At 73.2% G+C, this 11,482-nt stretch carries 11 protein-coding genes; 5 read left to right on the top strand and 6 right to left on the bottom strand.

Annotated features, from left to right (window positions below):
• Nucleotides 1–80: 80 nt before the first annotated feature.
• The 3 genes from AB0C84_RS34690 to AB0C84_RS34680 form a co-directional block, all read right to left on the bottom strand.
• Nucleotides 81–443 carry a VOC family protein gene (locus AB0C84_RS34690; protein WP_361074604.1) on the bottom strand — a complete coding sequence of 121 codons (363 nt, stop codon included), beginning with the start codon at nt 441–443 and terminating at the stop codon, nt 81–83.
• Nucleotides 444–528: 85 nt separating this feature from the next.
• Nucleotides 529–1,161 carry a TetR/AcrR family transcriptional regulator gene (locus AB0C84_RS34685; RefSeq protein ID WP_246396292.1) on the bottom strand — a complete coding sequence of 211 codons (633 nt, stop codon included), beginning with the start codon at nt 1,159–1,161 and terminating at the stop codon, nt 529–531.
• Nucleotides 1,154–2,446, bottom strand: coding sequence for an acyl-CoA dehydrogenase family protein (locus tag AB0C84_RS34680; protein WP_361074602.1), 1,293 nt, complete (start codon nt 2,444–2,446; stop codon nt 1,154–1,156). Before AB0C84_RS34680 ends, AB0C84_RS34685 begins: the two co-directional genes overlap by 8 nt.
• A gap of 107 nt (nt 2,447–2,553) precedes the next feature.
• On the opposite strand from AB0C84_RS34680, the gene AB0C84_RS34675 reads away from it, so the two are divergent.
• The 3 genes from AB0C84_RS34675 to AB0C84_RS34665 all read left to right on the top strand — a co-directional run bounded on the left by AB0C84_RS34675 (nt 2,554) and on the right by AB0C84_RS34665 (nt 5,305).
• The gene (locus AB0C84_RS34675; RefSeq protein ID WP_308206566.1) at nt 2,554–3,618 is read left to right on the top strand and encodes a phosphotransferase family protein; all 1,065 of its coding nucleotides are present in this window, start codon (nt 2,554–2,556) and stop codon (nt 3,616–3,618) included.
• 54 nt (nt 3,619–3,672) lie between these two features.
• On the top strand, nt 3,673–4,179 hold the full coding sequence (locus AB0C84_RS34670) for a GNAT family N-acetyltransferase (RefSeq protein WP_361074599.1): 507 nt from the start codon (nt 3,673–3,675) through the stop codon (nt 4,177–4,179).
• A gap of 187 nt (nt 4,180–4,366) precedes the next feature.
• The gene (locus AB0C84_RS34665; protein ID WP_361074597.1) at nt 4,367–5,305 is read left to right on the top strand and encodes a TIGR03621 family F420-dependent LLM class oxidoreductase; all 939 of its coding nucleotides are present in this window, start codon (nt 4,367–4,369) and stop codon (nt 5,303–5,305) included.
• Here AB0C84_RS34665 and AB0C84_RS34660 read toward each other — a convergent pair.
• From AB0C84_RS34660 to AB0C84_RS34650, 3 genes are all read right to left on the bottom strand, one after another.
• On the bottom strand, nt 5,283–6,794 hold the full coding sequence (locus AB0C84_RS34660) for a sugar ABC transporter ATP-binding protein (RefSeq protein WP_361074595.1): 1,512 nt from the start codon (nt 6,792–6,794) through the stop codon (nt 5,283–5,285). The genes AB0C84_RS34665 and AB0C84_RS34660 overlap by 23 nt on opposite strands.
• A gap of 1 nt (nt 6,795) precedes the next feature.
• Nucleotides 6,796–7,707, bottom strand: coding sequence for a sugar ABC transporter substrate-binding protein (locus tag AB0C84_RS34655; RefSeq protein WP_361074593.1), 912 nt, complete (start codon nt 7,705–7,707; stop codon nt 6,796–6,798).
• A 157-nt stretch (nt 7,708–7,864) separates the two neighbouring features.
• Nucleotides 7,865–8,905, bottom strand: coding sequence for an ABC transporter permease (locus AB0C84_RS34650; RefSeq protein ID WP_361074591.1), 1,041 nt, complete (start codon nt 8,903–8,905; stop codon nt 7,865–7,867).
• Between the two features lie 102 nt (nt 8,906–9,007).
• Between AB0C84_RS34650 and AB0C84_RS34645 the strand changes: the two genes are divergently transcribed.
• Together AB0C84_RS34645 and AB0C84_RS34640 are read left to right on the top strand one after the other, a co-directional pair.
• Nucleotides 9,008–9,760: an SDR family oxidoreductase gene (locus AB0C84_RS34645; RefSeq protein ID WP_361074589.1), complete on the top strand. Its 753-nt coding sequence runs from the start codon at nt 9,008–9,010 to the stop codon at nt 9,758–9,760.
• A 27-nt stretch (nt 9,761–9,787) separates the two neighbouring features.
• Nucleotides 9,788–11,431 (top strand): thiamine pyrophosphate-binding protein, encoded by a 1,644-nt coding sequence (locus AB0C84_RS34640; RefSeq protein WP_361074587.1) that lies wholly within the window; start codon nt 9,788–9,790, stop codon nt 11,429–11,431.
• Nucleotides 11,432–11,482 lie beyond the last annotated feature (51 nt).

Raw genomic sequence — 11,482 nt, 5'->3', positions numbered from 1 at the left:
GAGTCCCGCGGCCGGCACCCGCACCGTAGCACCGCATTTCTCGCGAAGCCCTCCATTAACGGCGAGTGCCCGGGGCCGGGTCAGGGCCGGTAGGTGCCGAAGTACCACTCGTTGCCGTCGGGGTCGCGCGCCGCGTAGTCGCGGGAGCCGTAGTCCTGGTCGGTCAACTCGCGGAAGACCTCGGCGCCGGCGGCCTTGGCGCGGTCGTGGTGGGCGTCGGGGTCGTCGATGGCGACGTAGACGGCGGCCTTCGCGGTCGCGGCGGCCCCGAACATGATGAGGCCGGTGTCGTAGCGCATCTCGGCGTGGACGATGGTGCCCTCGTCGTCCTCGTGGACGTTCACGGGTTCGAAGCCGAACGCCTTCTCCAGCCACGCGAGCGTCCTGGCCGGGTCGGCCGACCGGATCAGCGGGTAGAAGGTGCGGCGGATCTCGCTGGTCATCTCATCCCTCCCTGAAGTCTGGGATGCCCAGTCTGCGGGGAGCGGATCCGCCCGTCTTGGACGAATGTGACCTCGGCCTCCGGCGTCAGCGGCGGGCGGCGTCGCGTTCGGCGGCCAGGCGGCGGGTCTCCGGGGAGACGGGGGCGCCGAGGATCGCCGCGACGACGTCGATCAGGTAGCTGGTGAACAGGCGGTCGTCGGTGCGGGGGCCGGAGCGGGCGCGGCGGGCCAGTTCGATCGCGGCGTACAGGATGGCGGTGAACCGGCGGTGCAGCCGGGCCGCGTCCTCCTCCAGGAGGGGTTCCACCAGGGTCCGCCAGCGGCACAGGCTGTCGCGGGGATCGTCCAGGACCGCCACGGGCACGACGGGGTCGGGACGGTTCAGCACGTCCGCCCAGATCTGCAGGTAAGCGCGGCCCGACGCGTCGGCCAGGCACGCCGCCACGGGCCGGACGAGGGCCGCGGCCAGGGGGCGGACGCCCTGCTCGCCGTCCTCGTAGGCGTCGAGCAGGGCGTGGCGGCGGGCCTCGATCTCGGGGGCGTGCCGGGCGAAGATCGCGCGCAGGATCCCGGCGCGGTCGCCGAAGTGGTACTGGACGGCCGTGGCGTTGCGCGCGCCGGCCTCCTGGAGGATCTCCCGGAGGCTGACGGCGTCCACGCCGCGGGCGGCGTAGAGGGTCTCCGCGGCGTCCAGCAGTCGTTCCCGTGTGTCACTCATTGCCGATCGCATGCTCCAGGGCCTCGGCGAACCGCTCGCGCGCGGCCTCCCGGCGGGTGGGCAGGTGGCCGGACGGCCACAGTCCCTCGACGGGCTCGACGTCGCGCAGCAGCTGCCGGGCCACGGTGATCTTGTGGACCTCGGTGGGGCCGTCGGCGATGCCCATCGCCTCGGCCCCCATCATCATGGCGGCGAACGGCATCTCGTTCGACACGCCGAGCGCGCCGTGCAGGTGCATCGCGCGCTGGACGACGTCGTGGTAGACCTTCGGCATCGCGGCCTTCACCGCGGCGATGTCCTTGCGGACGGCCCTGTAGTCGCGGTGCTTGTCGATCAGCCAGGCGGTGCGCAGCACGAGCAGCCGGAACTGCTCGATCTCGATCCAGCTGTCGGCGATCTTCTCCTGGGTCATCTGCAGCTTCGCCAGCGGCCCGAAGCGGGTCCGCCGCGAGACCGCGCGCTCGCACATCATGTCGAACGCCTTGCGGACCTGTGCGATCGTCCGCATCGCGTGGTGGATGCGGCCGCCGCCGAGGCGGGTCTGGGCGATGGCGAACGCGCCGCCCTCGTCGCCGAGGAGGTTCTCGGCCGGCACCCGGACGTCCTCGTAGCGCAGGTAGCCGTGGGAGCCTTCGCGCTCGCCGCCGACGCCCACGTTCCGGACGGTGACCAGCCCGGGCGCGTCGGCAGGCACGAGGAACATCGACATCCCCTCGTAGGCCGACACGTCGGGGTTCGTCACGGCCATCACGATCAGGAAGGTCGCGTGGCGGGCGTTGGAGGAGAACCACTTCTCGCCGTTGAGGACCCAGCCGTCCCCGTCGCGGACGGCGCGCGTGGTGAACAGGGTCGGGTCGGCTCCCCCGTGCGGCTCGGTCATCGAGTACGAGGAGGAGATCTCGCCGTCCAGGAGGGGACGCAGGTAGCGCTCCTTCTGCTCGGGCGTGCCGAAATGGGCGATGATCTCGGCGTTGCCGGAGTCGGGCGCCTGGCAGCCGAACACCGACGGTGCCCAGCGGGAACGGCCGAGGATCTCGTTCAGCAGCGCGAGCCTCACCTGCCCGTACCCCTGGCCGCCCAGTTCGGGACCCAGGTGACACGCCCACAGGCCCTTCTCGCGCACCTGGTCCTGAAGGGGGCGCACGAGCCGCTTGTAGCGGGGGTCGGCCTTGTCGTAGGGGTCGCCGAGCACCAGGTCGAGGGGTTCCACCTCGTCCCGGACGAAGGCGTCCGCCCAGTCGAGAAGTTCCTGGTAGGCGGGGTCGGTCTCGAAGTCCCAAGCCATGGCGAGCCTCCTCGGTCGTGTTCCTCGATAATTGATGCACCTCAGTAAGTAATGCAAGTGCATGACTGTTACTCTCCGGTACATCGAGCGTCGGAAAGGGACCCGCCGTGCAGCCTGAGCAGATCGACCGCGCCCTCGTGGACTTCGACGTCCTGGCCGGTTGGATGGAGGCCCGGGGCCTGCCGGGCGGCCCGTTCGAGGACGTCGAGCGGCTGGCGGGCGGCACCCAGAACACGCTGGTCCGGTTCCGGCGGGGCGGCCGCGACTACGTGCTCCGGCGCGGTCCCGGCCACCTGCGCGCGAAGACGAACGAGGTGCTGCGGCGCGAGGCCCGCGTGCTGGGGGCGCTCGACGGGACCGACGTCCCCGCGCCGCGCCTGATCGCGGCCTGCCCGGACGAGACCGTCATGGGCGGCGCGGTCTTCTATCTGATGACCCCGGTGGACGGCTTCAACGCGTCGGTCACGCTGCCCGAGCTGCACGCGCGCGACGCGTCCGTCCGGCGCGAGATGGGGCTGAACGCGGCGAGGGCGCTCGCCGCGCTGGGAGCCGTGGACCACGAGGCGGTCGGGCTCGGCGACTTCGGCAAACCCGAGGGCTTCCTGGAGCGGCAGGTGGGCCGCTGGATGTCCGAACTCGACTCCTACGGCACGCTGGACGGCTATCCCGGACCGGACATCCCCGGCCTCCACGACGTCGCGCGGTGGCTGGAGGAGCGCCGTCCCAGGACGTGGCGCCCGGGGATCATGCACGGCGACTACCATCTGGCCAACCTGATGTACTCCTTCGACGGGCCGGAGGTCGCCGCGATCGTCGACTGGGAGATGAGCACGATCGGCGACCCGCTGCTCGACCTCGGCTGGCTGCTGGCCACGTGGCCCGACCGCGCCGACCAGAGCGCCGCCCTGGCCGGACCGCTCGGCGCCGCGGGCGGCCTGCCCACCGCCGAGGAGCTGGTCGAGGTCTACGCCGAGCGCGCGGACGCCGTCGACGGGCGCGACCTGTCGTCCATCACCTGGTACGCGGTGCTGGCCTGCTTCAAGCTCGGCATCGTCCTGGAGGGCACGCACGCCCGCGCGTTCGCGGGCAAGGCGCCCAGGGAGACCGGCGACCTCCTCCACTCGATCACGCTCGGCCTCTTCACCCGCGCGCACGGCTTCATCGGCTCCTGAGCCCCTCGCGCCGGAGACCGGGAACTGCCAGGATCTCTCGCACGAGGAGGTGCGATGGAGATCCGTGAGGGCGGGCTCGGCGACGCGCCGGCGATGCTGGCGATGCTGGACGGGGCGGTGGCATGGCTCGCCGCCAACGGCCGGACCGGGCAGTGGGGCAGCGAGCCGTGGTCGCGGGACCCGCGCCGCGTCGAGCGCATCACCGGCATCGCCCGCGACGACGAGATCTGGGTGGCGGAGGTCGGCGGGCGGCCCGCCGGCGTCATGGCGGTCGCGCCCGGGCCCCCGCACTACGTCGCCCCGGCCGAGGAGCCGGAGCTGTACATCACCCTCCTGGTCACCGATCGCGCGTTCGCCGGGCACGGGGTGGGCGGCGCGCTGATCGCCAAGGCGAGGGACGAGGCCGAGGCGAAGGGCGTCGGCCTGCTGCGCGTCGACTGCTACGGCGGCGACGACGGGAGGCTCGTGGAGTACTACCGCGGCAACGGGTTCGAGACCGACGCCGCCTTCACCGTGGGCGACTGGCCGGGACGGGTTCTGTCCCAACGTATCGCCAGGTAGACGGCCTGCTGCTTGCAAATCCGCACGACGCGTCGCAGCCTGGAAGCGACCGGTGCGAACGGGGCAGTCGGTGACGCCCTTACGCCGCACGGACGGCGACCGAGCCGCTCGCCTCGTTCCGCCGGTCGAAACCCTCATGTCGCATTCCCGCCAGCCAGACGGCCCTGCCACTGGGCATGCTCGGGACATGCACAGGAACTTCCGCTTCGGCGTGGTGGGCGAGTCGATCCGCTCGGGCGCGGACCTGGCCGACACGGCCCGCCGCGCCGAAGAGCTGGGATACGACGTCCTGACCTTGCGGGACCACTTCGTCACCGAGCCGTTCGGCGACCAGCTCGCTCCCATGGTGGCGCTGGCGTCCGCCGCGTCCGCGACGAGCACGCTGCGGCTGGGCACGATGGTGCTCTCCAACGACTTCCGGCACCCGGTGATGCTCGCCAAGGAGGCCGCGACGCTCGACCACCTGTCGGCCGGGCGGTTCGAGCTGGGCCTCGGCGCCGGCTGGCTGCGCGAGGAGTACGAGGCCGCGGGAATGCCGTTCGACCGGCCCGGGACGCGGGTCGGGCGGCTGGCGGAGTCGCTGCGGATCCTGCGCGCCCTGCTGAGCGGTGAGAAGACCACGTTCGCCGGTGAGCACTACACGGTCGACGGCCTGACGGTCTTCCCGCGCCCGGAGCGGCGCCCGCCGCTCGTCGTGGGCGCGGGCAGCCGGCGCATGCTCGGCATCGCCGGCCGCTACGCCAACACGGTCGGGATCCTCCCCCGCGCCCTGCCCGAAGGGGCGATCTCGGACGAGGTCTCCGAGCGCCTCCCGGACACCATCGCCCGCAAGGTCGACTGGGTCCGCGAGGCCGCCGAAGGGCGGGACGTCGAGCTGAGCATGATGGTGACGCCCGCGTTCGGACCCGACCCCCGCCGCGCGGCCGCGAAGGTCGCGGTGACGCGCGGCTGGGGCACGTCGTCGGCCGAGCTCGTCCTCGGCATGCCGTCCCAGTTCGTGGGCCCGCCCGAGCACATCGCCGAGCAGATGCTGTCCCGCCGCGACCGCTTCGGCTTCACCTACTACCAGGTCTCGGACGCGGTCATGGAAGCGTTCGCCCCCGTCATCCCCCTTCTGACCTCATAGAGGGATCGGCGAAGCCGGCGTTCATGGCAAGGCTCAGCTCCGGTTCGGTGAGCCGCTCGCCCTCCAGGGCGTCGACGATGCGGCCGCGCTGGAAGACCACGACGCGGTGGCACAGCTCCACCAGCTCCGCCAGGTCGCTGGAGGCGATCAGGACCACCTTCCCGCCGGCGGCGAGGCCGCGGAGGATGCCGTGCAGCTCCGTGCGGGCGCCGACGTCCACGCCGCGCGTCGGATCGTCCAGGGCGAGGACGGCCGGGTCGGCATCCAGCCATTTGGCGAGGACGGCCTTCTGCTGGTTTCCGCCGGACAGGTTCCCCGCCCGGTCGTGGACGTCCCCGCGCACCCGCAGCCGCTCCATGTGGCCACGGGTCCGCTCGACGAGGCGGGACCGGCGCGGCATGACCCCGCCGCGGCCCTGCCCGAGCCAGCTCACGGACGTGATGTTCTGCCAGAGCGCCCTGTCGAGCATCAGCCCGCCGCCCTTGCGGTCGCCGGAGATGTAGGCGACCCCCGCGGTGACGGCGTGCCGGGCGGAGCGGGGCGTCCGCCCGTCCGGCAGCCGGACCGTGCCCGACGTTGGCCGGGCCCGTCCGCACACCGCGTCCAGCACGGCCAGGTGGCCGGAGCCCTGCAGGCCCGTCAGTCCGACGATCTCGCCGCCCTCGGCGGTGAGGGAGACCTCGCGCAGCCGGCCGGGCACCTTCACGCCGGTCAGGACGACCGCCGCCCCGCCGGGGCGGCGCGGGGCGGCGGTCGCGGCCGCCGCGGGCCGGGCGGGCTGCCCGAGCATCGCGGTGACCAGCGAGTCCAGGCCGACGTCGGCCGAGGGCTCGCCCGGCAGTACGACCCGGCCGTCCCGCAGGACGGTGACCCGGGTCGCCACCCGCATGACCTCCTCCAGGAAGTGCGAGATGTACAGGACGGCGAGGCCCCGTTCGGCCAGCCGCCGGGTGACGGCGGCGAGCCGCGCGGCGGCGTCGCGCGGCAGCGCCGAGGTGGGCTCGTCCAGGATCAGGACGCGCGGGTCCTGCAGCAGCGCACGGCAGATCTCCAGGAGCTGCCGGTCGGCGAGGGGCAGCTCGCCCACCCTGGCGTGCGGCGGCGGGTCCAGGCCCAGCTCGGCCAGGACGGGCCCGGCCAGGCGCCGCATCTCCCGCTTGCTGACCAGGCCCCCGCGCCGCGGCGCCCCGTAGGGGAAGAGGTTCTCCAGCACGGTCAGGTCGTCGTAGGTCATCAGCTCCTGCGACACGATCGCGACGCCCTGCGCCGCGGCCTGCCGCGCGTCGGCGAACCTCACGGGGGCGCCGTCCAGCTCGACGGTGCCGCCCTCGGGCCGCACCACCCCAGAGATGACCTTCACGAGGGTGGACTTGCCGGCGCCGTTCTCGCCGACGAGCGCGTGCACCTCCCCCGCATCCAGGGTGATGCCGACGCCGTCGAGGGCGGTGACCCCGCCGTAGTGCTTGACCAGGCCGGAGGCGACCAGCATCTCAGCGGGCCTCCTTGAGGGGGCGCATGCCGGCGCCGGGGCTCGCGAGGAGCCGGTCCAGCTGCGGCTTGTACCACTGGTAGGCGTTCCGCACCGACTGCTGCCGCTTGATGATCTCGTCGATGTTGGAGGAGTCCATGACGAGGCCCGGCGTCTTGAACCAGCCGTCCGGCAGCTTGCCGTCCTTCTCCCGCACCGACGTGATCAGCGTCGCGGTCGCGACGTAGCCCTTGAGGTAGTGCTCGGGGTCGACGCCGGCGAAGTTGGTGCCCTTCTTGATGTAGTCCAGGGTCTTCGGGTCGACGTCGAAGCCCGCGGTGAGGTACGTGCCCTTCTTCTGCTCCTTGAGGCGGCCGAGGTTGTAGCTGTCGGCGTCGCCCACGCCGAGGAACGCCAGCGCGGCCGGGTTCGCGTTCACCTGCGACTGCCAGGCGCCGTAGTTCTGAGCCGGGTCGCTGTAGGTCTGGAACGGGCCGAGGACGCGGACGCCCGGCGCGAGCTTCGCGAACGTGTCCTTGATGCCCCTGGCCCGGCTGTCGAGGACGGGCGTCCCGGGGTTCGGCACCCCGACGACCACGGTGCCCTTGGCGTCCTTGCCGAGCTTCTTGACCGTCGCCTCGGCGAGCAGCCCGCCGAGCTCGTAGTTGTCGTTGCCGACGTAGTAGCCGACCCTGCTTCCGTCGGTCGGCGCCGTGTCGAGCGCGACGATCGGGATGCCCTTGGCGACGGCCTGGGCCGCGGGCCTGGTGAAGATCGGCGGGTCGAGGTTCTCCAGGACGATGCCGTCCGGGTGGGTGACGGTGAGGTTCTGGAACAGCTGCTGCTCGGCGGGCCCGTCGGTGTTGGGCGGGCCGACGACCTTGAAGTCGATGTTCCCGGCCTGCTGGGACGCCTCCGTCGCGCCCTCGTACATCTCCCGGCGAAGTTGAGGCTGTAGTTGGCGACGGCGATGCCCATCCTGAGCCGCTCGCCCTTGCCGGAGCCGCCGCCGTCACCGCAGGACGCGGTGGCGAGGGCGGTGCCGAGCACGAGGGCGAGGGCCGCCGCGACGGGCCCGCGGGGACGCGGGGTCATGGGGTCCTCCCTGATGAGCGCAGGTCACGGACGCGGCGCAGCAGCGGCGCGGCGCCGACGGCGACGAGGATCACGCCGCCGGTCGCGAAGGTCGTCCAGTTGATGGGGACCTCGAAGAACACCAGCGCCGCGGTGACGACGCCGAGGATGAGGGTGCCGGCCGCGGCGCCGAGGACGGAGCCGGTTCCGCCCTTCAGCGGGGTGCCGCCGATGATGGCCGCGGCGATGGCCGTGAGCTCGTAGCCCTGGCCGATGGTCGGGTCCCCGGCGATGAAGAACGCCAGGGCGAGGACCGCCGCGACGCCCGCCATGAGTCCCGAGAGGGCCAGCGCGGCGACGCGGGTCCGGGTGACGGGCAGCCCGCCGAACTCGGCGGCCTCGGGGTTGGAGCCGATGGCCCGTACCCGCGCGCCGAACCTCGTCCGGGTGAACACGACCGTCAGGACCACGACGGCGAGCGCGAACACCAACACCGCGTTCGGGACGCCGAGCGACTCGCCGTCGCCCAGCACGGTGAAGAACGCGTGGTCCTGCGGGAGATCGGTGATCTGCTTGCCCTCGGCCAGCGCCAGTCCCACGCCGCGCAGCAGCATCGACGTGGCGAGCGTGACGATGAACGAGGGCAGCCGCAGATACGTGGTGACGGCGCCGTTCAGGGCGCCGACGAGCGCGGTCAGCGCGAGCACCGCGAGAGCGGCGGCCCACGGGTTCCAGCCGTCCCGGATGAGCAGGGCGCCGGCGACGACGCCCATCGCGTACATCCCGCCGACCGACAGGTCGACCTCCCGCATCGCCAGCGCGAACACCATCCCGCAGGCCATAAGCCCGACGTAGACGGAGTTGTGCGCGGTCGTCAGCAGGTTTCCGGTGCGCAGGAAGTCCGGCTGGAGCAGCCCGACACCGAGCACCAGCACGATGAGCACGCCGACGACGCCTGCCTCGTCGGGGATGGGCCGGCGGGCCCGGGGGCGCCGCGCCGGGGACGCGTCCTTGTCGTTCTCCGAGGCCGGCTCGGCCACGGGCTTTCGTACGGACATGCGGCGAGCATGTGACCCGCGCCACGCCGCCACAAGGAAGCCGTTTCATCCAGTGAAAACGGTGCCTTGCCCGGCGCCCGGGCGTGGCGCACGCTGCCGTTCATGAGCGAGACGCCGTCAAGCGACGGACCACAGCGGATCGCACTCGTGACCGGCGCGGCGGGCGGGCTCGGGCGGGAGTTCGCGATCGCCCTGGCCGAGCGCGGGCACCGGGTCGCGGGCCTCGACCTCGCCGACCTGTCGGGCACCGCGGACGCGGTCGGCGACCGCTTCCACCCCGTGCGGGCGGACGTGACCGACCCCGACGAGGTCGAGGCCGCCGTGGAGGAGACCGCCGCCCGCTTCGGCGGCCTGCACATCGTCGTGAACAACGCCGGGATCTACCCGCCGCTGGAGTTCGAGGAGACGACGCTGGAGGACTGGCGGCGCGTCATGCGCGTCAACCTCGACGGCCCGTTCCTGGTGTCGCGGGCGGCGCTGCCCCACCTGAAGGCGGCCGGCTGGGGGCGGATCGTCAACATCGCCTCCGCTGTGGTGTTCCTCGGGCCGCCCGACCTGGTCGCCTACACCACGTCCAAGGCCGGCCTCGTCGGGTTCACCCGGGCCCTGGCGAGCGCGGTCGGCCCCCACGGGATCACGGTGAACGCGATCGCGCCGGGCCTCACCCGGACCGTGACGGCGGCGCGCACGACGGGCGCGGACGGCGGGTTCGAGCGCGTCCGCAATCTGCAGGTCGTGCGGGCCGTGGAGGAGCCGCGGGACCTGCTGTCCACGCTGCTGTACGTGTGCGACGAGGGCAGCGGCTTCCTCACCGGCCAGACGATCAACGTCGACGGCGGCTCCGCCAAGCACTGAACCGCCGAGGAACGAGAAAGGCACCGTATGAGGCCGATCGAGGCGCTGCTGGAGATCGTCCGCGACGAGGACGTGACGCGGATCTTCGGCAACCCCGGCACCACCGAGCTCCCCCTGATGGACGCGCTGGTGGGCGCCCCCGACCTGCGGTACGTGCTGGGCCTGCAGGAGGGGTCGGTGGTGGCGATGGCCGACGGCTACGCGCGGGCGTCCCGCCGCACGTCGATGGTCAGCCTGCACATCGCCGCGGGCGTCGCGAACGGGCTGATCGGGATGCTGAACGCGCTGCGGTCCCGGACCCCGATGGTGATCGTGGCGGGCCAGCAGGACCGGCGCCACCTCCTCCAGGACCCCATGCTGTCGGGCGACCTGGTCGGGCTCGCGTCCGCGGCGACCAAGCAGGCGGTCGAGGTGCAGCACGCCCGCGACCTCCCGGTCGTGCTCCGGCGCGCCTTCGCCCTCGCGGCCCGGCCCCCGGCGGGGCCCGTGCTCGTGTCGGTTCCCATGGACCTGCTGGAGGAGGACGCCGACGTCGCGGTGCCCGCCCGCTCCCCCGTGACCGGCCCGGGAGCGGCCGAGGCGGGCGACGCGGCGGCACTGCTGGCCCGCGCCGAGCACCCGGTGATCATCGCGGGGGACGGGGTGGGCCGGGCGGGCGCGGTGGCCGAGCTGGTCGCGGTGGCCGAACGGCTCGGCGCGGCCGTCCACCACCAGCCGATGAACGACGGCATCGCCTTCCCCACCGGGCATCCGCTCTACGCCGGGATGCTGGCCCCCCGCAACGCGGCCATCCGCGAGACGCTCGCCGGATACGACGCGGCCCTGATCGCCGGATGCCACGCGTTCATGCCGCACCACTACACTCCCGGCCCGGCCGTCCCCGACGGGCTCGCCATCGTGCAGGTGGACGAGGACCCCGCGGAGCTCGGCCGGAACTTCGCCGTCCGGCACGGCCTGACGGGCGATCTGGCCGGGACGCTCCGGGCGCTGGCCGGCCATCTCGACGGGCTCGTCCCGCCCGCGCGGGAGCGCGCCGAGCGGCTCGGAGCCCGGCACGCGCGGGCGAGGCGGGAGGTGGAGGAGACCTCCCGCGCGGCGTACGGACCGTCCCCGATGGACCCGCGCGCCGCCGCCCACGCCGTCGCGGCCGGCCTGCCCGACGAGGCGGTGGTGGTCGAGGAGGCCATCACCGTCGGGCTGAGGCTGCGTGCGGTGCTCCGCCAGAACATCCCCGGCTCCTACGTGCACACGGTCGGCGGCGGCCTCGGCTGGGGCATCGGCGCGGCGGTCGGCACCCGGATGGCCGAACCGGACCGGCCCGTGGTGGCGGTGCTAGGCGACGGATGCGCGATGTTCGGCCTGCAGGGGCTCTGGAGCGCCGCCCGGTACGAGGTGCCCGTGGCGTTCGTGGTCATGAACAACGGCGAGTACCGCACCCTCAAGGACACCCTCGACCAGGGCGGCGGCGCCTCCGCCGAGCACGGCCGGTACGTCGGCATGGACCTCGCCCCGCCCGCGCTCGACTGGCAGAGCGCCGCGCCGCTGTTCGGCATCGACGCGGTGCGGGCGGGATCGGCGGACGAGCTGCGCGACGCGGTCGCCTCCGTCAAGGACCTGGCCGCGCCGCTGCTGATCGAGGCGCCCGTCACGGGGCACGGGGCGGACCGGTGACCGGGGTCGCCGCGCGCTTCCCCGCCCTTGCCGGCGGGACCGATCGCGGAC

Source organism: Actinomadura sp. NPDC048955 (genome assembly GCF_040649435.1).
Lineage (GTDB): Bacteria > Actinomycetota > Actinomycetes > Streptosporangiales > Streptosporangiaceae > Spirillospora > Spirillospora luteofluorescens.
Note: the sequence above shows the minus strand (reverse complement) of the source record. Positions and strands in the feature narration are given on the sequence as shown.